Here is a 24,874-nt window from a genome sequence, read left to right as displayed (position 1 = left end):
TGGAAGAACAACATTCCCCAAGGAGGTATACCGTGACTGCTGACCGCACCGCAGACGCCGGAACCCACAATTCCCTCGATCTTGCCGCCGCCACCACTACCGATGCACCCGCCCTTGAAGAGCGCCCCGGACGCTGGATCGCCAACTGGGATGCCGAGAACAGGCACCAGTGGGAATCCCAGGGCCGCTCCATCGCGCGCCGTAATCTCAACTGGTCCATTTTTGCCGAATTCCTCGGCTTCGTCGTCTGGCAGCTGTGGTCCATCGTCGTAGTCCAGCTCCCCGCAGCAGGATTCACGTTCAGCACCTCCGAAATCTTTTGGCTCATCTCCATGCCGAGCCTCGTCGGCGCCACGCTCCGCATTCCCTACACGTTCATGGTTCCGCGCTTCGGCGGCCGGAACTGGACCATCGTCTCCGCTCTGCTCCTGCTGATCCCGACCATCGGCCTGGCTATGTGCGTCTCCAACCCGGAAACGCCGTTCGGCCTCATGCTGTTCGTGGCCGCACTCGCAGGCTTCGGCGGCGGCAACTTCGCCAGCTCGATGGCCAACATCACGTTCTTCTACCCCGCCCGCGAAAAGGGCTGGGCGCTGGGCCTGAACGCCGCCGGCGGAAACCTCGGCGCAGCCGTGGCCCAGCTTGCTGTGCCGATCGTCATCACCCTGCTGGCCGCCGGCACCGTCAACCTCCCCGTTGCAGGCCTCATGTGGGTACCGCTGATCCTCCTGGCAGCGTTCGGGGCCTACAAGTACATGAACAACCTCACGAGCGCCAAGGGCGACGTCGCCGGATCCCTCGCGGCAATCAAGGAACCCCACCTGTGGGTCATGGCCCTGCTGTACATCGGCACGTTCGGCTCCTTCATCGGCTTCGCCGGTGTCTTCCCGAAGCTCATCAAGGACTACTTCCCGGCGTTCTCCTCGATCCACGTCGGCGCCGTGGCCCTCTCCCTGGCCTTCCTCGGCCCGCTGGTCGGATCGCTGGCCCGCCCCTACGGCGGCCGCATGGCTGACCGCATGGGCGGAGCCCGGATGACCGTCTCCGCGTTCGCCGCGATGGCCGTGATCACCCTGACCATGATCTGGACCCTGCCGCTGAAGAACTTCTGGCTCTTCCTGGTCCTGTTCCTGATGCTGTTCACGGCCAGCGGCTTCGGAAACGGCGCCACCTACCGCATGATCCCGGTCATCTTTGCAACGTCCAGCCGCGCCGCACGCTCCGGGGCGAGCTCGGTGCAGACCCAGCGCCTGGCTTCCTCCGCGCTCGGCCTGATCTCCGCCATCGGCGCCTACGGCGGGTTCGTCATCCCGCAGGTGCTCAACGCCTCCAACACTGCCAGCGGCTCCTACACCCCGGCCTTTTACGGCTTCGTTGGAGCGTACGCCCTCATGCTGACCGTCTGCTGGTTCTTCTACATCCGCAACGCCAACCGAAACGCGATGGGACACGTCTAACATGACCAAAAGCGCCGACACGCACTGCCCTTACTGCGCCCTGCAGTGCGCCATGACGCTCAAGTCCCCGGCGGCTCCGGCCGCCACGGGCCCGGCCCCGGCTCTCCAGCCGGGGTCAGGCCCCGTGCCCGCCGTTGAAGTGAGCGGACGGAACTTCCCCACCAACCGGGGTGGCCTCTGCCGCAAGGGGTGGACGTCCGCCTCACTCCTGCAGCACCCCGGACGCGTCACCGAGCCCATGTTCAAGGGGCCCGACGGCGTCTTCCGCCCCATCTCCTGGGACGAGGCCCTGGGCCGGGTCACCGCAGCCGTCAAGGATGCCCGGGCCAGGTACGGCGCGGACTCCGTCGGTGTCTTTGGCGGTGGCGGCCTCACCAATGAAAAGGCGTACCAGCTGGGCAAGTTCGCCCGCCTCGCGCTGGGCACCTCGCGGATCGATTACAACGGCCGGTTCTGCATGTCCTCGGCCGCGGCCGCGGGCATGCGGGCCTTCGGCCTGGACCGCGGGCTGCCCTTCCCGCTGGAGGCTCTGGATACGGCCAGCACCATCCTGATGCTCGGCTCCAACGTCGCCGAGACCATGCCACCCTTCGTCCAGCACCTCCAGGGCGTCCGCGACGCCGGCGGCCTGATCGTGGTGGACCCGCGCCGTTCCGCCACCGCTGCATTTACCTCCGACGGCGGCGGCATCCACCTGCAGCCCCTTCCCGGCACCGACCTGACGCTCCTGCTCGGCCTCTCCCACGTGGTGATCCACGAGGGCCTCCTCGACGCCGCATACGTTCAGGCGCGGACCACCGGCGTCGACGCCGTGGTCCGGTCCGTCAATGCCTACTGGCCGGAACGGGTCCAGTCCATCACCGGCGTACCCGCAGAGCTCATCCGCGAAACAGCCCGCCGGCTGGCCAGCGGCGCCCGCGGGGGCGGCAGCTACATCCTGACCGGACGCGGCGTGGAGCAGCACGTGGACGGCACCGACACGGCCACCGCGGCCATCAACCTCAGCCTGTTGCTGGGTCTGCCCGGCAGCGCCCGCAGCGGCTACGGCACGCTCACCGGGCAGGGCAACGGCCAGGGTGGCCGGGAACACGGCCAGAAGGCCGACCAGCTGCCCGGATACCGCAAGATCACCGACCCCGCCGCCCGCGCGCACATGGCGAAGGTCTGGAATGTACCCGAGTCACTCATCCCCGGCCCCGGCCTGCCGGCCGTGCAGCTGCTCAAGTCGCTGGGACAGCCCGACGGCGTCCGGTGCCTGTTCGTGCACGCCTCCAACGTCGCGGTCGCGTCGCCGGATGCCAACGCCGTCATCCGCGGCCTCCGCAGCCTGGACTTCCTGGTGGTTTGCGACTTCTTCATGTCCGAGACGGCAGCCGAGGCCAACCTCGTCCTGCCGGTGCTGCAGTGGGCCGAGGAGGAAGGCACGCTGACCAACCTCGAAGGCCGCGTGCTGCGCCGCCGGCAGGCCATCCAGCCGCCGGCAGGTGCCCGCAGCGAACTGTGGATCATGGCCCGGCTGGCCGAGCTGCTTGAGGCGCCGTCCACCTACAGCGACGATCCCGAGACGGTCTTCGAGGAGCTGCGCCTGGCTTCCGCCGGCGGGGCAGCCGACTACTCCGGCATCGACTACGCCATGCTCGACGCTGGAGCGGCGGCCTACTGGCCGTACCCCACTGGCAGCAACGGAACCCCGCGCATGTTCCTGGACGCCTTTGCCCACCCGCACGGCAAGGCGGTCATGACGCCGGTGGCGCCCCGCCGCCGTCGTACTCCCCCGGCTGGCCCGGGACTGGACCTTACAGTCCCTGCCGCCAAGCCCATGACGCTCATCACCGGCCGGCTGCTGGAGCACTACCAGTCGGGCACCCAGACGCGCCGGGTGGCCGAGCTTCTGGGTTCCCAGCCAGAAGCCCGGATGCAGATCCATCCGGCAGCCGCCGCGGCCATGGGCATCACGGACGGCGCGGAGGTTTCGGTGGCCAATGAGCGCGGCGAAGTGGTCTGCCGTGCCGAGCTCAGCACCGCCATCCGTCCGGAAACTGTCTTCCTGCCGTTCCACTTTCCCGAACTGGAAAGCGCGAACCGGCTGACGGAGGCGGCCACGGATCCCATCTCCGGGATGCCGGAATTCAAGTTCAACCAAGTGTGGGTCCGGCTGGCAGCGGCCGCCCCGAGCAGCAGTGTTCTTCAGACAGCGGAGGCCTCATGAGCGAGCAGATTGTAATTGTCGGATTCGGTCCGGTGGCCGCCCGGCTGGTCGATGAACTGCTGCCGGCACTGCGTGCCGGGCAGGTGGGGCTGACGGTCATCGGCCAGGAAACTGAGGCCGCGTACAACCGCGTGCTGGTGGCGGACCTCGGCGTTGGCCGCACCACCGCCGAGGCGCTGGCCCTCGCCGACGCCGCGGCGCTGGTGGCCGACGGCGTGGACGTCCGGCTGGGCGTGAAGGTCCGGCGTGTGGACCGTGCCCGGCAGTCCGTCATCCTGTCCGACGGCAGCACCGCGCACTACGACCGGCTGGTTTTCGCCACCGGCTCCCGGCCCGTAATCCCCAACCTCACCGGGCTGAACCCGGATCCCGCCGCTCCCGTCCTCCCTCCGGGTGTCACGGCACTCCGTGACCTCCGCGACGCCGAGGTCCTGCGAGCTGCCGTCTCAGGCCGGAAGCGTGTGGTGGTGCTGGGCGGCGGCGTGCTGGGGCTGGAGACGGCCCTTGCGGCCGCAGAGGAAGGCGCCACGGTCACGGTGGTGCACAACGGTCCGCACCCGCTGGGCCGGAACATCGACCGCGGCGGCGGTGCCGTCCTGGCCGCGAGCCTGCGCAACTGCGGCGTCCGCGTGGCCGGCAACGCCCGCTCCACGGGCATTGAGCACAACGGCCCCGACGGCGGGTTCTCGGCACTGCTGCTTGACGACGGATCGGCGATCGACGGCGACCTGCTGGTCCTCTCCTGCGGTGTCCGGCCGCGCATCGAGCTCGCCGAGGGCTGCGGGCTCTCCACCGGGGCGGGCATCCTGGTGGACCACCGGCTTCGCGCCCACCACGAGCCGCACATCTTCGCCATCGGTGACTGCGCCGAGGTCCGCTGCCCCGATCCTGCCTGCATCGAGTGCCGCACCGCGCGCGCTCCTTCAGGTCTGGTGGGGCCCGGCTGGCGGCAGGCAGAATGGCTTGCCGAATACCTGCTCCTGCTGTCCGAGGGGGCCGACGCAGATGCATTGCCTCCCCTCCCCCAGGAAAAGCCGGGCGTGGTGGTACTGAAGGCCCGGGGCATGAACATGGCCGTGGCCGGGGACAACTCAGCCGAACCCTGGGATGAGGAAGTCCTGGCAGCCGGCGCCGTCAACGGCCGCCCGCGCCTGCAGATCGCCCAGTGGGCGGACCCCGAGCACGGGCGCTACGTGAAAATGACCACCCGCGGCGGAGTGCTGGAAGGCCTGGTCAGCGTGGGCATGCCACGGACCGCAGGAGAGCTCGTGCAGCTCTTTGAGCGCGGCGCCGAGCTGCCGGCCGACCGTTCCCTGCTGCTCCGCCTCGACGGCCCCGACCAGCTTGCCGCGGCCGGGGCCTCCAACGACCCCGAGAGCACCGTCTGCCGGTGCGCGGGGGTCAGCGGAGGCAAGATTGCCGAAGCCGTGGCCGGCGGCTGCTCCACAGTGCCCGAGGTTTCCGCCGCCACCCGCGCCGGCACCGGCTGCGGCGGCTGCCACGAGGACATCAAGGGGCTGATCGAGAAGCACTTTCAGGGAGCGGCCGCCTGAAGGCTGACATGTTCTTGGGTTCCGGCCGAGAATTGAGCTAAACAATTACTAATACGGGATAAAAGTATCGAATAAAAAATCTGCCCCTTAAGGCGGCGCAGCCCTTGCCTCTGGACGATGCGGCGAATAGCATCATTTCCACTTGCGCCGGCTGCTCCGGCCGAACAATGGGCGGTTTTTCTTTACGGCCGCAGTCAGGGCTTGTCCCGAATTTCTTTGGGCGTACGGTCTCCTGCATGTGATTATGCTGGTGCGCCAGGCACCGGTTTGACGGAATAAAACCCTTATGGGCAATGGCGCCCATGTGCTCTGACATCCCACAGGTGGCGAGGTGGCCATCCGGGTATTCCGCGGGCCGCCCAAACGATGGGTCACAATCATGTTCAAAAGACTTCTCACGTTGATGGCTGCAACTGCGCTGGCCGTTTCCACGCCGCTTTCGGCCTCCGCCGCACCCACGGTCGAGCAGAGCTACAGTTCCCTGGCTGCGCGGTGGTGGATCTGGGCCGGATCGCAGCCGGTTCCCACGAACCCGCTCGTAGACAAAACCGGCAAGGACTGCGCCAACGGGCAGACGGGGAACATTTGGTTTCTAGCGGGCGTCAGCGGCGGCGGGGACGTATCGCGCACCTGCACGGTTCCCGGCGGGTCCGACCTCTTCTTTCCCGTCATTAATATCGTCGACATTGAAGCCAAGGCTGACAACGTCAGCACTGGTGCCGTCCGCAAATTACTCGCGGGCCTGAAAGTCGAGAGCGGAACAAGTAATTTGACGGTCACTCTTGACGGTAAGGCCATCGGCCCAGATGTCATCCGGTATGAGGAAAGCCCGTTTTTTACGCTCACCCTTCCTAAAAACAATATCTTCCGCAGTCCTGCGGGAGTTTATGAGCCGTGCGCAGATAACGGCTACTACGCTCTCATCCGGGGCGTAACTCCGGGCGAGCATACACTCAACTTTACGGGCACATATAAGGGAACGCTTTTTGAATTTTCCATCAACGCAACGTATCACCTGACCGTAACCGGCTGACCAGTAAAAGCCACGATCAGCTGGCCGGCCCCGCCGCTGCAGGGCCGGCCAGCAGGCCGCCCACTGGAAGGTGCCGCGTCACACAAATCGGACGTGCCGTGGCTGGCCGGTAGCATCGGGAGCATGAATGCCGACGAAGACGACGACATCACCGAAGAGCTCCTGGCCGAGGCCGACAAGCTCACCGGGCTGAGCCTTGAACTCCTGGGGCTGGACCCGCACCCTGACGACATGACCGCTGAACAACGGCTCCAGTTCGACCCCGAGGACCTGGCCGAGATGGCCATCGCCGGCAGCCCCGATGAGCGGGAGCGGTCCGTGCACCAGACCCGACTGCTGGCAGGCTTGCTGTGGAACTCGTCCAGCATCCTCATCGACCAGCTGTTCCGCGACCTTGGCACCCTGCACGGGCTGGACGCCGTCACACCTGAAGCCATCGCCGGAACGTCCGTGCTGTCGTCGCTGCCTCCGCAGTTCGCCGCCAGCTATGACGCCAAGTTCACGCAACGGTTCATCGTGGTGGCATCGGACGTCACGGCGTCCCTTGCCCGCGGCTGGACCGCTCCGGGCTGCCTGGCAGCCGAGCTCGCGGTCCATTGCCTCCTCGACCAGGCCCGGATCACCGAGGACATCTACGAGCTCGACCTCCCCGAGGAGTGGCGGGCCATCGTGGAGGAAGTCCTGCTCGAGGACGCCGACTCGGAAACGCTGTACGCGGAGGCTGCCGGCGAGGCGGTCAGCGGCAAGCTCGACATCAAGCGCTGGTTCGAGCCCTTCGCCCCCGGCGACGCCGTTCCCCCGTACGCCTGCTCCTGAGCCGCGGATACCTGTACGGGATTTGACGCCCGTTACTTCGTGCCGCGTCCCGCTTCCGTGGCCGTGATGTTAAAGGAACCGTCCAGCTTCACCGTGGCCCTGGAGCCGTCGGCCTTCGTGATGTGCGCTTCGTAGACCGCACCCTCGGCGTCGGTTTCCATGCGGTGCACCGTCGCGCCGGGGTTGGCGGCCAGCACCGCGTTCCTGACACGGGTGGCCGTGCTTCCCGTCAGCTGCTGTTCGGTGATCCCGTTGGCCTGGTGCGCGCCGTTGGCGGAGCCCGTGCTGGACTGGCTGCCCGCGCTGGTGGACGAGGCGATGAGGGGGTAACCCATGGCGAGGTAGGCGCCGCCGCCCACGAGGGCCGCGATGAGGGCCGTGTTGATGGCCGCTTTCTGAACAGTGATCATGGCATGCTCCTGGCTTCCGCGGTCCGACCGTTCGGAAGAAAATCTCCGCATAGCTGACCGCTGGTGGGTCGGTCTGTCGGAGCCCGGTGCCGCCAATCCCGGGGATCGACAGTCAGAATTTTACTCAGCCCGGAGGGCGCCGCCTAGGAAAAACCCGCCATTCACAGGTTGCGCAGCAAACTACATGTGCACGTGCAGGCGGCGGGCAGCCTCGGAGATGGAACCGCTCAGGGACGGGTACACCGTGAAGGTGCTGGCGACGTCGTCGACGTGCAGTTTCTGCTTCACCGCAATGGAGATGGCGAAGATCAGCTCCGATGCATTGGCACCGACCACCACACCGCCGATCACGGTGCCTGATCCCTTGCGAGCGAAGATCTTGACGAAACCGTCCTTGACGTTGCGCATCTTGGCCCGGGCGTTGCTCTGCAGGGATAGTTTGATGATGTCGCCTTGGTACTTGCCGGACTCGATCTCCGCCTCGGACACGCCAACCGACGCGATTTCCGGCGACGTGAAGATGTTGGACGCCACCTGGTGCAGCTTGATGGGGGTGACCTGGTCGCCCAGGAAGTGCGCGATCGCGATCCGGCCCTGCATGGCGGCGACGGAGGCGAGCGCCAGGACACCGGTGCAGTCGCCGGCGGCATAGATGTTCGGGGCGGTGGTGCGGGAGACGCCGTCCACCTTGATGTGGCCGCTTTCGGTCAGCGCCACGCCGGCTTCCTCCAGGCCGATGCCGGCGGTGTTGGGAATGGAGCCGACGCAGACCAGGCAATGGCTGCCCGTGACCTTGGAGCCGTCACCCAGGGTGACCACCACGCCGGCGTCGGTCCGCTCCACGGCCTCGGCCCGCGACCGGGACAGCACCCTCACGCCGCGGCGTTCGAAGACGTCCTCCAGCACCTCGGCGGCGTCGGTGTCCGAGCCCGGCAGCACACGGTCACGGCTGGAGATCAGGGTGACCTTGGACCCCAGGCCGTTGTAGGCGGAGGCGAACTCGGCACCGGTCACGCCGGAGCCCACCACGATCAGTTCCTCCGGCAGCTCATCCAGGTTGTAGATCTGCGCCCAGTTCAGGATCCGTTCGCCGTCCGGCCGTGCCGTGGGCAGCTCCCGCGGGTGCGCCCCCACCGTCAGCAGGATGGCGTCAGCCTCGACGGTTTCGGTTCCGTCAGCAGTCAGGACCTCGATGGTGTGGTTGTCCACCAGCCTCCCGGAACCATTGAGGATCCGGACGTTCTGGTGCTCCAGCCCCGTCTGGATGTCGAGGGACTGCTGGCGGGCGAGGCCAAGCAGGCGGTCGTTGATGTGTTTGAGATCGGCGCGCATGACCGGAACGAAGTCCCCGCCGTCGACGTCGAACTTGACCCCCAGCTCCCCGGCACCGCTGACGCGGGTCATCAGGTCCGACGTCGCGATCAGCGTCTTGGACGGCACGACGTCGGTCAGCACCGCTGAACCGCCGAGGCCGGCGCGTTCGATGATGGTGACAATGGCTCCCAGCGAGGCGGCCACCATGGCGGCTTCGTAGCCACCCGGACCTCCGCCGAGAATTGCAATTCGGGGGGCGCTGAAATCAGGATGCATAGTCACAATCAGCCATTCTCCTGCATCCGGCGCCGGACCACCAACCTTCGGGGGCCGGCCAGCGGGCCGGCAAGGGCGCGTTTCAGCTGCCGGCACGCATCCAGGCACGGTAGCTTGGACCGGGTGAGCACAACAGAATTCCCCGGCACGGATCCCTTCGAGGCAGCGCGCACGGCTGCGGACTACATCGCGTCGGAGACCGGCGTGGAACGGCACGACACCGCCCTGGTCCTGGGCTCAGGCTGGGCCGAGGCCGCCGACCTCATCGGCGAAACCACCGCGACGCTGACCGCACCGGAGGTCCCCGGCTTTTCAGCCCCGGCAGTGGCCGGCCATGTGGGCACCATCCGGTCCGTGCTGACCAGGGAAGGCAAGCGCGCCCTGGTGCTGGGCGCCCGTACCCACTACTACGAGGGCAAGGGTGTCCGGGCCGTGGTGCACGGCGTGCGCACCGCGGCTGCCGCCGGCTGCAAGACCCTGGTTATTACGAACGGCTGCGGCGGACTCAATGAGGACTGGGCGCCGGGCACCCCGGTGCTCATCAAAGATCACATCAACCTCACCGCGACGTCCCCGCTGGAGGGTGCAACGTTCGTGGACCTGACAGATCTGTACTCGTCCCGGATCCGGAAACTGGCCCGCGAGGTTGACCCTTCGCTGGCTGAAGGCGTCTATGCCCAGTTCACCGGCCCGCACTACGAAACACCGGCCGAGGTTCAGTACGCCAAACGGATCGGTGCGGACCTGGTGGGCATGTCGACGGCGCTGGAGGCCATCGCCGCGCGGCACGCCGGCATGGAGGTCTTTGGCATCTCGCTCGTCACCAACCTTGCCGCGGGCATCAGTCCCGCGCCGCTGAGCCACGAGGAAGTCCTCGAGGCCGGGCACGCTGCCGGCCCGCGCATCTCCAAGCTCCTGGCCGAAATCATCAGCATGCTCTGACGGGCGCTAGGTGACCGCGCGTTTGTCGTCAGCGAGGAGCCGGGCCAGCGCGCCGGCACGCGCTTCCGGGAACCGCCGCTCCAGGGACTGGGCAATGCCTGCCAGGGTTTGGCGCGCCAGTTCGGTCCGCCAGGCCAGCTCCGCCTGGCGCATGGCCTGCGAAATAGTGCAGTTCCGGACGTAATCCTCGTCCGCGTCACCACCGGGGCAGTTCCCGAGGATGCCGTCGCAGCGGAACGCCAGGTCCCGGCCTTCGATCGCCAGCACCACATCCAGCACCGAGATCCGGTCTGGCCGGCGTGCCAGCTGGAAACCTCCCCTGGGGCCGGACACCGACTGCAGGACACCGGCACGCACCAGGCACTGCAGCTGCTTGTTGAGGTAGGCCGGGGGCAGGTCATAGAGCTCGGCCAGCCGGCCGCTGCTGATCGGTTCCCCGGCGGGCGCCCACGCCATGTTGACGCAGCAGTGGAGGGCCCACTCCACCCCCTGGTTCAACTTCACAATCCAGACGCTACGGGTCCGGATTTTTTGCTGTCAAGGAACGGACGGGGTGCCAGGAACCGGTGACGTGGCGACCGGTCCCCCGGCCCGTCCGGCACCGCTCCCCCGCACTTTGACGATAGTTTGGTTTCCATGACGTCTTCGGAAGCCGATCTGCAGCTGCTCAACGATGCCCGCGCCTGGGCCGCCCAGGATCCCGATCCACGGACCGCCGCAACGCTGACGGAACTCGTGAAGCTCACGGAGGCCGGCACCCCGGCCGCGCGGCAGGATCTCGAGGACAGCTTCCGGGGAACGCTGCAGTTCGGAACTGCAGGCCTGCGGGCTGCGCTTGGGCCGGGCCCCAACCGGATGAACCGGGTCGTGGTCCGGCGCGCAGCGGCGGGCTTCGCCACTTTCCTGCTCCGCGCCGTGGCGGAGGCTGCGCCCGGGACCCGGCCGCGCGCCGTCGTCGGCTATGACGCCCGCTACAACTCGGACATTTTCGCTACGGAGACGGCGGCGGTGTTCACCGCCGCCGGCATCGAAACGTTCCTGATGCCGGCCGCCCTGCCGACGCCGCTGCTGGCGTATGCGGTCCGGGCGCTGGAGTGCGACGGCGGGGTGATGGTCACGGCCAGCCACAATCCGCCGCAGGACAGCGGTTACAAGGTGTACCTCGGCCGGCATGCTGTGGAGGAAAGCGGCCGCGGCGCGCAGATCGTGGCGCCCTACGACGCCCGGATCGCCGATGAAATAAGCAGGACGGGTGAACTTGCCTCGATCCCCCTGGCCCAGGACGGCTGGACGGTTCTGGACAGCGGGATCGTCGAGAACTACGAGGCTGCGACGGCCGGGCTGGCCGACCGCCCGCTCTTCCCGGCCCGGGACCTGAAGATCGTGCTGACGCCGCTGCATGGCGTCGGCGGAGCGACGGCTGTCTCCGTGCTCCGGGCGGCCGGGTTCACGGACGTGACGCTGGTGAGCGAACAGGCGGAGCCCGACCCGGACTTCCCCACCGTCAGCTTTCCCAATCCCGAGGAACCCGGCGCCCTGGACCTGGCACTGGGGGTGGCGATGCAGGCCGACGCGGACATCGTCCTGGCCAACGACCCCGACGCCGACCGTGCGGCGGTGGCCGCGAAGGATCCGGACACCGGTGCTTGGCGGATGCTGCGGGGTGATGAGGTGGGCGCCCTTCTGGGGGCGCATGTGGCGGCGCGGCTGGCTGCCTCCGGAGCGGAGGCAGAGGCCGGCGTGTTCGCCAACTCGGTGGTTTCGTCGCGGCTGCTTGCGCGGATCGCCGCGGCAGCCGGGTTTGCGCATGAGGAAACGCTGACCGGGTTTAAGTGGATTTCCCGCGTTCCGGGCCTCGTCTACGGCTACGAGGAGGCGCTCGGCTACTGCGTGGCACCGGACCTCGTCCGCGACAAGGACGGTTTGTCGGCTGCTGTGCTCATCGCGGAGCTCGCGGCCACGGCCAAGGCCGAGGGCAAGACGATCTTCGACACCCTGGACGAGCTGTACCTCGTCCACGGGCTCCACGCCAGCGACCAGCTGAACATCCGCGTCGGGGACCTGGGCCTGCTGGATGCCATGATGAACCGGCTGCGCGTGAACCCGCCCGAATCGTTCGGCGGCTCAGCCGTGGAGTCATTCGTGGATCTGGCCGAAGGCAGCGACCAGCTGCCTCCGACCGACGGGCTGCTCTACGTGACCCGCGACCTCAGCCGCGTGATCATCCGGCCCAGCGGCACGGAGCCCAAACTCAAGTGCTATCTGGAGGTCATCCGGAGCGTCGGATCCGCAGCCGAGCTGCCCGAAGCACGGCTGGCGGCCCGGGCCGCGCTGGACCAGGTGCTCACCGACGTGCGGGAAGCTCTCGGGCTTTAGAGCCGCTTAGAGCTCGACCTCGATGACGCCGTCGACGATGCGCGTGGCAAACGTGGCAAGGCGCAGCTCCCCGTTGCCGAAGCACTCGCCCGTTTCGAGGTCGTAGACCTCCTTGTGCAGCGGCGAGGCGATGGTGGGGCGCGTGCCGCGTGAGCCGAGGATGCCGCGTGCCATGACGAATGCGCCGGTGGCCGGGTCCTCCTGGGTGACGGCGAAAACCTCACCGGGGGCCGTGCGGAACAGGGCCACCTGCCGGCCGGCCACGAGTGCCGCTTCGCCCCAGGCCAGTTCCAGGTCCTCCAGGGCGCAAACGCTGTGCCAGCCTGCATATCCGGTGGCGAGATCCTCAAGTTCCAGTGTTGCCGTCATGTCCGGCTCCTCTCCCTTTATTGCGTGCTTTCCGGCGGCGGGCCGGTCCTGCGAGGCGTGTGATTGCGCCTGCTGCAGCCGCCTCTGCGGCCGTATACCCAAGCTAGGGCGGAGGTGTTTCGACGGGGTGCAGTCAATGTGTCGGGTACGTAAAAGACAACTCACATGGCCCGAAACAATCCCGTGATGCAGAAGTTAAGATCACGAAACAAACGGGAAACTGAAGCGAAACTGCCTCTTCCTAGGCTGGATGCACAAGCTGCAGAGCACCGTCTGCGGCCCGTGCGAAAGGCCCACAGTGACCGAACAGACTTCAACCCCAGAGACTCCGCGCCGCATCGTCGTCGCCGGCGGCGGCCCCGCGGCCCACCGTTTTGCGGACGCCATGCATGCCCGTGGCCTCGATGGCTGGCACGTTACGGTCCTCACCGAAGAAGCACATCTCCCCTACGACCGCGTCGCGCTGAGCAAAGCCCTCACGGACAGCAGCGTTGACCTCACGCTGGGCGCCGCGTCCATGTGGGACCACGAAGCACTCAACCTGCAGACCGGCGAGCGCGTGGTGAAAATCAACACCGCGGCCAAGTCCGTTGAGACCGCAGCCGGCAACACCTATGAATACGACGAGCTGGTGGTTGCCACCGGTTCGGACGCCGCCAGGCTCCCGCTGCCCGGCGCCGAGCGTGTGCACGTCTACCGCACCCTCGAAGATGTCTGGGCCATCAACAAGTCCATCGCCGAGCTCACCCAGAAGCTCGGCCGCAAGATCAACGCCGTCACGATCGGCGGCGGTCTCCTGGGCCTCGAGTCCGCCGCCGGCACCGAACAGCTCGGCGCCACGCCCGTCGTCATCAACGGTGCCCCCTGGCTCATGAACACCCAGCTCGACGAGGGCGCCGGGCAGGCACTGGGCCGCCTCATCGAGGCGAAGGGCTTCGAGGTTCACGGCGGCGTGTTCCCCTCCGAAATCCAGGCGGACGACGACGGCCAGGTCACCGGTGTGCTGATGGCCGACGGCCGCATCATCCCCGCAGACATCGTCATCGTGGCCATCGGTGTCAAGCCGCGCGATGAACTCTTCCGCGCCGCTGAAGGCGAGGAGGCGCTGTTCGATCTCGGGCCCCGCGGCGGTGTGGTGATCAACGACTACTGTGCCACCCAGGTGCCGGGCATCTGGGCCATCGGCGAGGTCGCGAACTTCGGCGGCATGTGCCTGGGCCTCGTGGCCCCCGCCAACACCATGGCCGAAATCGTGGCCGACCGGCTGCACGGCGGCGACGCCACCTTCCCCGGCTTCGACACGGCCACCAAGCTGAAGCTCTCCGGCGTGGACGTGGCAAGCTTCGGCGACGCGTTCGCCAAGACCGAGCATGCCCTGGAAATCGTCTACGCTGACCCCGCCCGCGGCGTCTACCAGAAGATCGTCACCACCGACGACGCCAAGACCCTCCTGGGCGGCATCTTCGTCGGCGACGCCTCGCCATACATGAGCCTGCGACCGCTCCTGGGCCGCGAGCTTCCCGCCGAGCCGGGAGCGTTCCTCAGCGCTGCAGGCGGCGGCGACGCCCCCGAGACTGAACTGCCGGACGACGCCACCCTGTGCTCCTGCAACAACGTGACCGCCGGAACCATCCGCGACGCCATCAACGGCTGCGGCGCCTGCGAGGGCAACGCCCCCGTCCAGGAACTCGGCGAACTCAAGGGCTGCACCCGCGCCGGTACCCAGTGCGGTTCCTGCGTGCCGATGCTCAAGAAGCTGCTGGAGACCGAACTGACCAAGTCCGGCGTCGAGGTTTCGAAGGCCCTGTGCGAGCACATCGAGCTGTCCCGCCAGGAACTGTTCGACGCCATCCGCGTCCTGGAACTGACCTCCTTCGAGGAGATCATGGCCAAGTACGGCACCGGCGCCGGCTGCGACATCTGCAAGCCGACCATCGGCAACATCCTCGCCAGCCAGAACAGCGCCTACGTCCTGGACGCCGGCCGCGGCACGCTGCAGGACACCAACGACCGCGCGCTGGCCAACATGCAGAAGGACGGCACCTACTCGGTGGTCCCCCGCATCGCGGGCGGTGAAATCACCCCGAAGAAGCTCGGCGTCATCGCGGCCGTGGCCGAAAAGTACAACCTGTACACCAAGATCACCGGCGGCCAGCGCATCGACATGTTCGGTGCCCGGCTGGAGCAGCTGCCCGAAATCTGGAAGGAGCTGGTGGACGCCGGCTTCGAATCCGGCCAGGCCTACGGCAAGAGCCTGCGCACGGTGAAGTCCTGCGTCGGGTCCACCTGGTGCCGGTTCGGCGTCCAGGACTCGGTGGCCATGGCCATTCAGCTGGAGCTCCGCTACCGCGGCCTTCGCAGCCCGCACAAGCTCAAGATGGGCGTCTCCGGCTGCGCCCGCGAGTGCGCCGAGGCCCGCGGCAAGGACGTCGGCGTCATCGCCACCGCCGACGGCTGGAACCTGTACGTCGGCGGCAACGGCGGCGCCACCCCGGCCCACGCCCAGCTGCTGGCCAAGGACTTGGACGACGAGACGCTGATCAAGTACATCGACCGCTACTTCATGTACTACATCCGCACCGCCGACCGCCTGCAGCGCACCGCCCGCTGGCAGGAGGAGCTCGACGGCGGCATCAAGCACGTCGAGGACGTCGTGGTGCACGACACCCTGGGCATCGCCGAGGACCTCGAGGCCGCCATGGCCAAGCACGTCGACACCTACATCGACGAGTGGGCCGACACCCTGAAGGACCCCGAGCGCCTGCGCCGGTTCCGCTCCTTCGTCAACGCCCCGGACCAGAAGGACGACTCCATCACGTTCGTTCCGGACGAGCGCGGACAGATGCGCCCGGCAACGGCCGAGGAAAAAGGGAAGGTGCTGATCGGGGCCTCCATCCCCGTGCGGCCCGCCACGCCGGAACTGCCCTCCGCGCCGGAACTGCTCCACGAGAACGAGGTATAGGCATGCAGCTCAGCATTGATCTCACCGGCCGCGACGTCCTGGTTACCGGCTCGGAGTTCGCCGCCCGGCAGGCCGTCCGCCGCTACGAGGCCGCCGGCGCCGTCGTCTACCGTCTCAGCTCCCCGCAGGGCACCGGACACGACGGCCCGCTGCCGGAGCGCCCGTTCCTCGTCGCGGCGGTCGACGACGGCCAGCCCGGCTGGGAGCCGCTGCTGGACCGCTGCCGCGCCGCCGGCATCCCGGTGGCGGCCGAACCGGCCGCCGGCCGGGCCGGCCACGTCACCTTGGTGGGCGGCGGCCCCGGCACGGGCGAGCTGCTGACCGTGGCGGCCGTCAAGGCCCTGCGGGATGCCGACGTCGTGTTCTACGACCGGCTGGCCCCGTACCAGGAGCTGGCGTCCCTCACCTCCGCCGAGCTTGTCGACGTCGGAAAGCGCCCGGGGCACCACAAGGTGAGCCAGGGCGACATCGAAAAACTCATGGTCGCGTCGGCTCTGGAGGGCAACAACGTGGTGCGGCTCAAGGGCGGTGACCCGTACGTCTTCGGCCGCGGCGGCGAGGAAGTCGCCTCTTGCGTCGCCGCCGGCGTTCCCGTCCGCGTCATCTCCGGCGTGACCAGCGCGATTTCCGTGCCGGCCGCCGCCGGCATCCCCGTGACGCACCGTGAAGTCAGCCACATGTTCACCGTCGTGTCCGGCCACGCACCGCTCACGGAGAAGGAACTGACGCACCTGGCCGGCCTGGGCGGCACCATCGTGGTGCTGATGGGCATCGGCACGCTGCACCACCTCGCCGCGGGCCTGCGCCGCGCCGGGATGCGCAATGACATGCCCATGGCGGTGGTGGAGCGCGGCTACCGGCCGGGCCAGAAGACCACCATCGCGGAACTGGGCACCATCGCCACGGCCGCCGCCGGCTGCAGCAACCCCGCCGTCCTCGTAATCGGCGAGGTGGTGCGGGTGGCTGAGGCCAACCGCGGGCATGCCGAGGCCGCGGCGGAGCTGGACCGTCTGGCGGCCTCGCTGCTGGGTTCGTGATAATGAACGTAATGAATGCACTCGCCCCTGAAACAGCACACCCCGAAGCGGCGCCCGAAAGCGCCCCGGAGGCGGCCGCCGAAGCCCCGCTGGAGGGATTCCGGATCGGCGTGACCTCGCACCGGCGCTCGCGGGACCTCATCGAGGCCCTGGAACGCCGCGGCGCCGAGGTACTGCACGCCCCCGCCCTCAAGATCGCCCCGGTGAACGAGGACATCAGCCTCATCGAGGACACCAAGGCGATCATCGCGGCCAAACCCGACCTCTGCATCGCCACCACCGCCTACGGCATGCGCCGCTGGTGCGAGGCCGCCGACGCCTCGGGGATCGGCGAGGAGCTGCTGGAAACGCTGGGTGCCTGCCGGATGTTCGTCCGCGGCCCCAAGGCCCGCGGCGCCGTGCGCGCCGCCGGCCTGGCCGACGTCGGAATCAGCAGCGACGAGACCACGGCAACGCTCGTGGACATGCTCCTGGCCGAGGGCGTGCGCGGCAAAACCGTGGCCGTGCAGCTGCACGGCTACACCGACGTCCGCCAGCTGGAACGGCTGCGGATGTCCGGCGCCACTGTCCTGACCGTCACCCCGTACCGCTGGGTGAAGCCCGACGGCGCCGACCGCCTCCCCCGCCTCATCGAGGCTGCGTGCAGCGGGAACCTGGACGTGCTCACGTTCACGAGCGCCCCGGCCGTGGACGCCATGTGGAGCACCGCGCACGAGATGGGACTGTACAAGCAGCTCGTGGAGAGCCTCAAGACCACGGTGACCACCGCCGTCGTGGGTCCGGTCACCGCACAGCCGCTGCTGGACGCCGGCATCACGCCGCTGGTGCCGGAGCGGTTCCGGATGGGCGCGCTGATCCGCCTGGTGTGCGAGCACCTCGCCCTGAACCATGTGCGCCGGCTGGACACGCGCTCCGGAAGCGTGGAACTGCGCGGCCGGTCGCTGCGCATCGACGGCGAACCGGTGGAGATCGCCCCGGCCCCGCTGCTGCTGCTCCGCGCGCTCCTGGGCGCCGGCGGGGCGGTCCTGTCCCGGGAGTCCCTCTCTGAGCTGTTGGAACTGCGCGGCTCGGTGCACGCGCTGGACATGACGGTCAGCCGGCTCCGCTCGTCCCTGCCGGACGGCAAGCTCGTGGAAACCGTGGTGAAGCGCGGCTACCGCATCCGCGTCTAAGGGACGGTGTGTCCCGAATAACAGAGGGAGTTTTTGTACAGGTATTGGCCGCTAAACGTGTTTAGGGCGCGGTATCTGTACAAAAACTCCCTCTTTGTTACCGGGTGGTAAAAAGCAGGGAACGGGCGGGGACAATTCCGCAACGGCAGGGAAACACCCGCGAAAAACGCTCCCCCTAGGCTGGGTCCCATCAGCACAACAGGGCCCCAGACCGGCCCGCCTGGTGCAGCATTCGAAAGGGCCCGCACATGTCCGCTCCGGCACAGTTTCCGTCCAACGCCACCGCTTCCGCCAAGATCCTCATCGCCGGTGCAGGCCCGGCCGCCCAGGCCCTCGTGGCCAGGCTGGCTGCAGCCCGGTTCGCCGGCACCGTCACCGTCCTGAGCAGCCGGGATGATGCGCCCGAGGAGCTCATGGAACTGGCCGCCCTGCCGTTCGTCTCCGTCCGCTTCGGGCAGCCCGCCAGCCACATCGACGCCGCCGCCAAAACGGTCACCACCGCCGACGGCATGGAGTTCGGCTACGACGAGCTGGTCATCGCCACCGGTTCGGCCCCCGCGGACTCCCCTGTCGACGGCGCCGGCCGCTGCCTCAGCTACTCCACCATCGACGACGCCGACACGATCGGCCGCGCCGTCAGGGAAGTCACCCGCGTCCTCGGCCGCCGGCCGCTGGGCATCCTCGTGGGCACCGGGCCGGCAGCCGGCCAGGCCGAAGCGGTGCTCCGCGCCCGCGGCGTGCGGCCGGTCCGGACCACCGCCCGGCCGGCCGCCGTCGTGCCCACCCTGGCCGGTTCCGTGCTGCCGGCGGCCGGCATTGTGTTCGAGGACGGCAGCCGGATGAGCGGCGACCTCGTGGTCCTCGCCGAGGACCGCACGCCCCGGGACGGCCTCGCGGCCGCAGCGGGAGTGAAGACGGCAGCCTCAGGAGGGATCGTCGTCGGCCGTGACTTCCGTTCCTCCGTCCCCGGCATCTGGGCCATCGGGGATGCTGCGGCGTTCGACGGCGTGCGGCTCGGTCTGCTGGTGGCGTCCGGATCCGCTGCCGGCGCCTGCGCGGCCGAGCTCATGGCGGCGCTTTCCGTGGGGCAGCTGGCCACGGCGGCGTAGCGCCCCTGCTGTGGCAGGATGGTTCGGGAAGGACGCCGCACCCTGGGCCACGGCCTGGAAAGGACCATCATGAGCCACGACGCAAGCGCCCCCACGGGCACCGCGACCAGCCCCGCAGGATCCCCCGGTGACCGTGCCGGCTCGCCGGGCATCGCTTCGTTCATCGACCACACACTCCTTAAGCCGGACGCCAGCGAGGCCGAAATCCTCAAGGTGTGCGCCGAGGCCGCAGAGTACGGTTTCAAGTCGGTGTGCGTGAACCCGGTGTGGGTCAAGACGGTCAAGACCGCCCTCAAGGGCACCGGCGTGCTGACCTGCTCGGTGGCGGGTTTCCCGCTGGGCGCCACGCCCAGCGACGTGAAGGCGTTCGAGGCCCGCGGGGCGGTGCTTGACGGTGCTGATGAAGTGGACATGGTCATCGACATCGCTGCGGCCAGGGCGTCGGACAAGGGAGCCCTGGTGGACGACATCAAGGCCGTCGCCGAGGCCGTGCACGCCGGGGAGGCCATCCTCAAGGTCATCATCGAGACCGGCCTGCTCAGCGACGACCAGAAGGTCATGGCCTGCGAGGCTGCCGTGGAGGCCGGGGCTGACTTCGTCAAGACCTCCACGGGCTTCAACGGCGGCGGCGCGACCGTGGAGGACGTCGCGCTGCTGCGGCGCACGGTGGGTCCGGACCTGGGCGTCAAGGCGTCCGGCGGCGTGCGGTCCCTCAAGGACGCACAGGCTATGATTGCTGCAGGTGCAACACGTATTGGCGCCAGCTCCGGTATTGCAATCGTCAAAGGCGAACAGGGTTCGTCTGCGTACTGACCGGCGGCAGCCACAGTTTGAGCCCCCCGGGGCCGAGGAGGAATGAATGTCCAGCAAGATTGACCAGCAGGTAAAGACGCCCCAGAACGAGAACACCCTGGCCGGCAGCATCATCCTCTTCGTGGTGATCATGGCCCTGTTCCTGGGCTCCATCTACTCGCTGTCCTTCCTGACCCTGGGCAACCCGTGGCCGATGGCTGTGTGCCTTGGCCTGTTCGCGCTGGCCTTCTGGATCCCGCAGACCATCACCGGCCGCTCGGACAGCGCCGGCGAATACTAAACCCGCCAGAACCTGAAAGGCCGAGCCCCGGAAGTCCGGGGCTTCGGCTTTTTAAGTCAAACTTCAGGGCAGTCCCAGCAGGCTGCTGACCAGCCGGCCGGCCAGGGCAAGCGCCGCCGGGAAGTGCGTTCCCGCCAGTGACCACGCTGCGAGGCTCATGCCCACCATGGCATAACCGCTCACCGGGATCAGCACCAGCCATTCCCGCCGTGACCCGGCCCGGCCCAGCAGAGGAATGGAGAAGGCGCCGTTGGGCCGCCAGAAGTTTCTCAGCACCCACAGCCGGCGCAGGAACCGGGGCGGCTTGATCACCAGCGGCCAGAGCAGCGGAACGCCGCCGGTGGTCACCATGTCACCGATGATGTGGACCGCGACGCCGATCAGCATGGACATCGGCAGCCAGGTCCACTGGTGCGGGGCGAACCATGTCACCAGGCCGGCCATGGCCAGGGCGAAAACCCAGTTGGTGATCCAGCCGGACTTCGGAAACAGCTTCAGCGCCTTGGCGGCGATGTTGATCATGAACATGCACAGCAGCCCGGCACCGACCGACAGCACGCCCCACGGCGTGTCCACCTGGATCTGCGCGGCAACCGCTGCAAGCAGCACGAACATGGCGGCGCCCAGCACCGAATGGGTCCCCTGCCGGTGGCCGCCGCTGGCGTTCTCGATGCCCACCGCGATCACGTTCGACAGCGGCGGCAGCGAGTGCGCCACCGTGCTGGAACGGTGGTCCCAGTCGCACACGAGGGCGGTGCCCGCCGTCGCCATTCCCCCGATCAGCACGCCGGTGGCGTCCAGCGGGTACCAGCCCAGGGTGTACGGCCCCGTCGAGGCAACAGCCACCCACGCCGCGGCACCTGACGCGGCGTGGTGTCCTCCCATCACGGCTAGCCCTTGGCGGCTTCGGCCGGGACGGGCGCGTCCGAGAAGATGTTGCGGATGACGCCGTCGGCCCATTCCAGGATCTCGGCGTCCTGGAGGTCCCGGCCGCCGATCCGGGCGGTCTTCGGCTTCGGGATGAGCACGGCGTCGAGGGCCGGCTTGACCTGCGCGCCCGGGTACATGCGGTTGAGCCGCATGGTCTTGGATTCCGGCAGCTGCGCCGGTGAGAACCGGATGAAGTTCCCCTGCAGGGCGACGTCGGAGAGCCCGGCTTCGCGGGCCCCCACCCGGAAGCGTGCGACGGCGACCAGGTTTTGGGCGGGCAGCGGCGGCTCCCCGTAGCGGTCCACGAGTTCGGCGAGGACTTCGTCGATGGCCTCGTTGGTGACGGCGGACGCCAGCTTCCGGTAAGCCTCCAGCCGCAGCCGCTCGCCCGGCACATAGTCGTGCGGCAGGTGGGCGTTCACGGGCAGCTCGATCTTCATCTCGGCGGCCTTCTCCTCGGCCTCGCCCCGGTATTCGGCCACTGCTTCGCCGACCAGCCGGATGTAGAGGTCGAAGCCGACACCCTGGATGTGGCCCGACTGCTCGCCGCCGAGCAGATTGCCGGCACCGCGGATCTCGAGGTCCTTCATGGCCAGCTGCATGCCTGCGCCGAGTTCGTTGTGGGTGGCCACGGCCTTCAGCCGTTCCAGCGCCACCTCGCCCAGCGGCTTCTCGGAGGGGTAGAGGAAATAGGCGTACGCCCGTTCGCGGCCACGTCCCACGCGTCCGCGCAGCTGGTGCAGCTGCGACAGGCCGTACTTGTCGGCCCCGTCCACGATCAGGGTGTTGGCGTTGGAAATGTCCAGGCCGGTTTCGATGATGGTGGTGCAGACCAGGACGTCGAAGCGCTTCTCCCAGAAGTCGACAATGATCTGCTCCAGCCGGCTCTCGGACATCTTGCCGTGCGCCACCTCCACCCGCGCTTCGGGGACGAGTTCGCGGATCTTGGCCGCCGTCTTTTCGATCGTGGAGACGCGGTTGTGGACGAAGAACACCTGGCCTTCGCGCATCAGCTCCCGGCGGATGGCGGCCGAGGTCTGCTTGTCCGTGTACGGCCCCACGTAGGTGAGCACGGGGTGGCGCTCCTCCGGCGGGGTGGCCAGCGTGGAGGTCTCGCGGATTCCGGTCAGCGACATCTCAAGCGTGCGCGGGATCGGGGTGGCGCTCATGGCCAGGACGTCCACATTGGTGCGCATCTTCTTCAGCGCTTCCTTGTGCTCGACGCCGAAGCGCTGCTCCTCGTCCACGATCACCAGGCCGAGGTCCTTGAACTCAAAGTCCTTGGACAGCAGCCGGTGCGTGCCGATCACCACGTCCACGGACCCGTTCTTCACGCCTTCGGCCGTTTCCTTGGCTTCCTTGGACGCCTGGAACCGGGACAGCGGCTTCACCCGGAGGGGGAAGCCGGAGAACCGCTCGGTGAACGTCTCGTAGTGCTGCTGTGCGAGCAGGGTGGTGGGCACCAGCACGGCCACCTGCTTGCCGTCCTGCACGGCCTTGAACGCGGCGCGGACGGCGATCTCGGTCTTGCCGTAGCCGACGTCGCCGGAGACCAGCCGGTCCATGGGGATCTCCCGCTCCATGTCGGCCTTGACCTCGTTGATGGTGGTCAGCTGGTCCGGCGTCTCCACGTACGGGAAGGCCTCCTCCAGCTCGCGCTGCCAGGGCGTATCCGGCGCGAAGGCGTGGCCGCGCGATGCCATCCGGGCCGAGTAGAGCCGGATCAGCTCGCCGGCGATTTCCTTGACCGCACGGCGGGCCTTGGACTTGGTGCTGGCCCAGTCCGCGCCGCCCATCTTGCTCAGGACCGGAGTGTCGCCGCCGACATAACGGGTCACCTGGTCCAGCTGGTCGGTGGGCACAAACAGCCGGTCCCCGGGCGCCCCGCGCTTGGACGGCGCGTACTCCAGCACGAGGTACTCGCGCACGCCATCGCTGCCGCCGGCCACCTTGCGCTGCAGCAACTCGACGAACCGGCCGATGCCGTGCTGCTCGTGCACCACATGGTCACCGGCCACCAGCTGGAGCGGGTCCACGGCGTTCCGCCGCTTGGAGGGCATGCGGCGCATGTCCTTCGTGGAGCCCGCGGACGTGCGGCCCAGCAGGTCGGCCTCGGTCAGGAGACCGAGTTTGAGCCCGTCCAGGACAAAACCGCGTCCGACGGCGGCAGTGGTCACCTCGATGATTCCCGCCTGGGGTTCGTGGTCCAGCGTGTCCACACGCGAACAGGGGATGTCGGCGTCGTGGAACAGTTCCGCCAGGCGCTGGGCGGGGCCGGGGCCTTCGGTGGCCACCACGATCCGCCACTGGTCCCGCACGTGCGAGCCGATGAAGTCCATCATTTCCGCCACGTCGCCCTGGTAACCGCGCGGTTCACGGGCGTGGAGGTTGAGCACGTCGATGTCCGGGGTCAGTTCCTCGTCGGTGGCCAGGGACGTGACGGACCACCACGACACCTCGTTGCCGAGAGCCGACGAACGGGTCTCGGCCAGCGACCGGAAACTCGCGGAATGCAGGGCCGCCGAGGCCTGTGAGCTGAGATCCAAAGGAGCCGTTCCGCCGTCGGACGCCGTGGACCACGCCGCCTCCAGGAACTCCTCGTTCGTGGCCGCAAGGTCGTGGGCGCGGGTCCGGACCTTCTCCGGTTCGATAACAACCGAGATGGAGCCTGCCGGCAGCTGCTCCACGAACGGGACCATGGCGTCAACCAGGACCGGAGCCAGCGATTCCATGCCTTCCACGGCAATGCCGCCGGCGATCTTTTCCAGCATGTCGGCAGCAGCGGGCAGCTGGGACTTCAATGTCGCGGCCCGGGACATGACCGACGGCGTGATGAGGATTTCGCGGCAGGGCGGGGCATGGAGTTCGGTGGGGTGGTGCACGCCGGGGGCGGACAGCGAGCGCTGGTCGGCAACGGCGAACCAGCGCATCTGGTCCACCTCGTCGCCGAAGAATTCCACCCGGATGGGGTGGTCCTCGGTGGGGGGAAAGACGTCGAGCATGCCGCCGCGGACGGCGAACTCACCGCGCCGGGTCACCATGTCCACCCGGGAGTAGGCGGCGGCCGCCAGGTTCTTGATCACGTCCGTGAACGGCACTTCCTGGCCGACCTTCAGCGTCACCGGAACCAGGTCCCCCAGGCCGGCCACAATCGGCTGGAGCACGGCGCGCACGGGAGCGACGACGACGCGGAGGGGTCCCGCCGTCGGGCTTTCCGGGTTGGCGGGGTGGGCCGAGTCTTCCGGATGGGCCAGGCGCCGCAGCACCGAGAGGCGGCGGCCCACTGTGTCCGAGCGCGGGGACAGCCGCTCGTGCGGGAGCGTCTCCCAGCTGGGGAACTCGGCCACGGCACTGGCGGGCAGGTAGGCGCGCAGCGCGGCGGCAAGATCCTCGGCCTCGCGTCCTGTGGCCGTGACGGCCAGCACCACGCCCGGCGCGGCGGGGCCGGCTGCGCCTTTTTCATCAGCAGCGCCGCCCGCGGCAGCCAGCAGGCCGTCGGCCATCTCCGCCAGGAGCACGGGCCGCAGGCCTGCCGGCGCGCTGATCTGGTAGTCCTCGCTGCGGACGCTGAAGCTCCGCGCTGCCGCGGCCTGCACCCGGGCAAACGTAGCGTCCGCATGAAGAACGCGGCGCAGGCCGTTGAGGGGCAGTCCGTGGGAGGGCTGGCCATTGGCGGAATGGCTTTGGGGGCTCTGGCCTTTGGAGCTCATGGGCAGGATCTCCTGGAATCATTCGAACGCAGGCAACACGAAAACCCGGGATTCGTAGCGAATGCCGGGGCTTCCAGCCTACCCCTGCGGACACAGCGGCGGCATC

General features: G+C 68.3%; 19 protein-coding genes. 13 read left to right on the top strand and 6 right to left on the bottom strand.

Features of this window, described 5'->3' with window-relative positions; all coding sequences use genetic code 11:
• Positions 1-32: 32 nt before the first annotated feature.
• From ACFUTU_RS05410 to ACFUTU_RS05390, 5 genes are all read left to right on the top strand, one after another.
• A complete protein-coding gene (locus ACFUTU_RS05410; RefSeq protein WP_377961595.1) occupies positions 33-1,457 on the top strand; it encodes an MFS transporter in 1,425 nt (474 codons plus the stop codon).
• 1 nt (position 1,458) lies between these two features.
• Complete coding sequence (locus tag ACFUTU_RS05405) at positions 1,459-3,666, top strand: molybdopterin oxidoreductase family protein (protein WP_377961593.1); 2,208 nt, start codon at positions 1,459-1,461, stop codon at positions 3,664-3,666.
• Positions 3,663-5,219 (top strand): FAD-dependent oxidoreductase, encoded by a 1,557-nt coding sequence (locus ACFUTU_RS05400; protein WP_377961590.1) that lies wholly within the window; start codon positions 3,663-3,665, stop codon positions 5,217-5,219. Before ACFUTU_RS05405 ends, ACFUTU_RS05400 begins: the two co-directional genes overlap by 4 nt.
• 379 nt (positions 5,220-5,598) lie before the next feature.
• Positions 5,599-6,252: a hypothetical protein gene (locus tag ACFUTU_RS05395; RefSeq protein ID WP_377961588.1), complete on the top strand. Its 654-nt coding sequence runs from the start codon at positions 5,599-5,601 to the stop codon at positions 6,250-6,252.
• Positions 6,253-6,375: 123 nt separating this feature from the next.
• Positions 6,376-7,068 carry a hypothetical protein gene (locus ACFUTU_RS05390; RefSeq protein WP_377961585.1) on the top strand — a complete coding sequence of 231 codons (693 nt, stop codon included), beginning with the start codon at positions 6,376-6,378 and terminating at the stop codon, positions 7,066-7,068.
• Positions 7,069-7,100: 32 nt separating this feature from the next.
• Here ACFUTU_RS05390 and ACFUTU_RS05385 read toward each other — a convergent pair whose 3' ends face one another.
• Together ACFUTU_RS05385 and ACFUTU_RS05380 are read right to left on the bottom strand one after the other, a co-directional pair.
• Positions 7,101-7,478 (bottom strand): hypothetical protein, encoded by a 378-nt coding sequence (locus ACFUTU_RS05385; RefSeq protein WP_377961582.1) that lies wholly within the window; start codon positions 7,476-7,478, stop codon positions 7,101-7,103.
• Positions 7,479-7,658: 180 nt separating this feature from the next.
• Entirely contained in the window at positions 7,659-9,074 is a 1,416-nt protein-coding gene (locus ACFUTU_RS05380; RefSeq protein ID WP_377961579.1) for an NAD(P)H-quinone dehydrogenase, read from the bottom strand.
• 117 nt (positions 9,075-9,191) lie between these two features.
• Here ACFUTU_RS05380 and ACFUTU_RS05375 point away from each other — a divergent pair, with 117 nt between their 5' ends.
• Positions 9,192-10,010 carry a purine-nucleoside phosphorylase gene (locus tag ACFUTU_RS05375; protein ID WP_377961576.1) on the top strand — a complete coding sequence of 273 codons (819 nt, stop codon included), beginning with the start codon at positions 9,192-9,194 and terminating at the stop codon, positions 10,008-10,010.
• 6 nt (positions 10,011-10,016) lie between these two features.
• Here ACFUTU_RS05375 and ACFUTU_RS05370 read toward each other — a convergent pair whose 3' ends face one another.
• A complete protein-coding gene (locus tag ACFUTU_RS05370; protein ID WP_377961574.1) occupies positions 10,017-10,514 on the bottom strand; it encodes an RrF2 family transcriptional regulator in 498 nt (165 codons plus the stop codon).
• A gap of 132 nt (positions 10,515-10,646) precedes the next feature.
• On the opposite strand from ACFUTU_RS05370, the gene ACFUTU_RS05365 reads away from it, so the two are divergent.
• Positions 10,647-12,386 carry a phospho-sugar mutase gene (locus tag ACFUTU_RS05365; protein ID WP_377961571.1) on the top strand — a complete coding sequence of 580 codons (1,740 nt, stop codon included), beginning with the start codon at positions 10,647-10,649 and terminating at the stop codon, positions 12,384-12,386.
• A 6-nt stretch (positions 12,387-12,392) separates the two neighbouring features.
• Here the strand turns inward: ACFUTU_RS05365 and nirD are convergent, their stop codons facing one another.
• Entirely contained in the window at positions 12,393-12,755 is a 363-nt protein-coding gene (gene nirD, locus ACFUTU_RS05360; RefSeq protein WP_377961568.1) for a nitrite reductase small subunit NirD, read from the bottom strand.
• Between the two features lie 298 nt (positions 12,756-13,053).
• Between nirD and nirB the strand changes: the two genes are divergently transcribed.
• The 6 genes from nirB (at position 13,054) to ACFUTU_RS05330 (ending at position 20,128) form a co-directional block, all read left to right on the top strand.
• The gene (gene nirB / locus ACFUTU_RS05355; protein ID WP_377961565.1) at positions 13,054-15,717 is read left to right on the top strand and encodes a nitrite reductase large subunit NirB; all 2,664 of its coding nucleotides are present in this window, start codon (positions 13,054-13,056) and stop codon (positions 15,715-15,717) included.
• A gap of 2 nt (positions 15,718-15,719) precedes the next feature.
• On the top strand, positions 15,720-16,754 hold the full coding sequence (cobA, locus tag ACFUTU_RS05350) for a uroporphyrinogen-III C-methyltransferase (RefSeq protein ID WP_377961563.1): 1,035 nt from the start codon (positions 15,720-15,722) through the stop codon (positions 16,752-16,754).
• Positions 16,755-16,765: 11 nt separating this feature from the next.
• Positions 16,766-17,926, top strand: coding sequence for a uroporphyrinogen-III synthase (locus ACFUTU_RS05345; RefSeq protein WP_377961560.1), 1,161 nt, complete (start codon positions 16,766-16,768; stop codon positions 17,924-17,926).
• A 248-nt stretch (positions 17,927-18,174) separates the two neighbouring features.
• Positions 18,175-19,035 carry an FAD-dependent oxidoreductase gene (locus tag ACFUTU_RS05340; protein WP_377961557.1) on the top strand — a complete coding sequence of 287 codons (861 nt, stop codon included), beginning with the start codon at positions 18,175-18,177 and terminating at the stop codon, positions 19,033-19,035.
• 69 nt (positions 19,036-19,104) lie between these two features.
• A complete protein-coding gene (deoC, locus tag ACFUTU_RS05335) occupies positions 19,105-19,848 on the top strand; it encodes a deoxyribose-phosphate aldolase (RefSeq protein WP_377961555.1) in 744 nt (247 codons plus the stop codon).
• 46 nt (positions 19,849-19,894) lie between these two features.
• Positions 19,895-20,128 carry a hypothetical protein gene (locus ACFUTU_RS05330; protein WP_377961552.1) on the top strand — a complete coding sequence of 78 codons (234 nt, stop codon included), beginning with the start codon at positions 19,895-19,897 and terminating at the stop codon, positions 20,126-20,128.
• 63 nt (positions 20,129-20,191) lie between these two features.
• Here the strand turns inward: ACFUTU_RS05330 and ACFUTU_RS05325 are convergent, their stop codons facing one another.
• Together ACFUTU_RS05325 and mfd are read right to left on the bottom strand one after the other, a co-directional pair.
• A complete protein-coding gene (locus tag ACFUTU_RS05325) occupies positions 20,192-21,013 on the bottom strand; it encodes a metal-dependent hydrolase (RefSeq protein WP_377961550.1) in 822 nt (273 codons plus the stop codon).
• Between the two features lie 5 nt (positions 21,014-21,018).
• A complete protein-coding gene (mfd, locus tag ACFUTU_RS05320; protein ID WP_377961547.1) occupies positions 21,019-24,768 on the bottom strand; it encodes a transcription-repair coupling factor in 3,750 nt (1,249 codons plus the stop codon).
• Positions 24,769-24,874: the final 106 nt, after the last annotated feature.

The sequence above is a fragment of the Arthrobacter sp. NPDC057388 genome (genome assembly GCF_042668165.1).
In the GTDB taxonomy this organism is placed as follows: domain Bacteria; phylum Actinomycetota; class Actinomycetes; order Actinomycetales; family Micrococcaceae; genus Arthrobacter.
Note: the sequence above shows the minus strand (reverse complement) of the source record. Positions and strands in the feature narration are given on the sequence as shown.

Bases quoted from the DNA above. Each gene is read 5' to 3' on its own strand.
- nirD (WP_377961568.1), bottom strand. From the start codon at position 12,755: ATGACGGCAACACTGGAACTTGAGGATCTCGCCACCGGATATGCAGGC.
- ACFUTU_RS05345 (WP_377961560.1), top strand. From the start codon at position 16,766: ATGAATGCACTCGCCCCTGAAACAGCACACCCCGAAGCGGCGCCCGAA.
- ACFUTU_RS05385 (WP_377961582.1), bottom strand. From the start codon at position 7,478: ATGATCACTGTTCAGAAAGCGGCCATCAACACGGCCCTCATCGCGGCC.
- ACFUTU_RS05330 (WP_377961552.1), top strand. From the start codon at position 19,895: ATGTCCAGCAAGATTGACCAGCAGGTAAAGACGCCCCAGAACGAGAAC.
- ACFUTU_RS05390 (WP_377961585.1), top strand. From the start codon at position 6,376: ATGAATGCCGACGAAGACGACGACATCACCGAAGAGCTCCTGGCCGAG.
- cobA (WP_377961563.1), top strand. From the start codon at position 15,720: ATGCAGCTCAGCATTGATCTCACCGGCCGCGACGTCCTGGTTACCGGC.
- ACFUTU_RS05400 (WP_377961590.1), top strand. From the start codon at position 3,663: ATGAGCGAGCAGATTGTAATTGTCGGATTCGGTCCGGTGGCCGCCCGG.
- ACFUTU_RS05395 (WP_377961588.1), top strand. From the start codon at position 5,599: ATGTTCAAAAGACTTCTCACGTTGATGGCTGCAACTGCGCTGGCCGTT.
- deoC (WP_377961555.1), top strand. From the start codon at position 19,105: ATGAGCCACGACGCAAGCGCCCCCACGGGCACCGCGACCAGCCCCGCA.
- ACFUTU_RS05365 (WP_377961571.1), top strand. From the start codon at position 10,647: ATGACGTCTTCGGAAGCCGATCTGCAGCTGCTCAACGATGCCCGCGCC.
- ACFUTU_RS05325 (WP_377961550.1), bottom strand. From the start codon at position 21,013: ATGGGAGGACACCACGCCGCGTCAGGTGCCGCGGCGTGGGTGGCTGTT.
- ACFUTU_RS05405 (WP_377961593.1), top strand. From the start codon at position 1,459: ATGACCAAAAGCGCCGACACGCACTGCCCTTACTGCGCCCTGCAGTGC.
- mfd (WP_377961547.1), bottom strand. From the start codon at position 24,768: ATGAGCTCCAAAGGCCAGAGCCCCCAAAGCCATTCCGCCAATGGCCAG.
- ACFUTU_RS05340 (WP_377961557.1), top strand. From the start codon at position 18,175: ATGTCCGCTCCGGCACAGTTTCCGTCCAACGCCACCGCTTCCGCCAAG.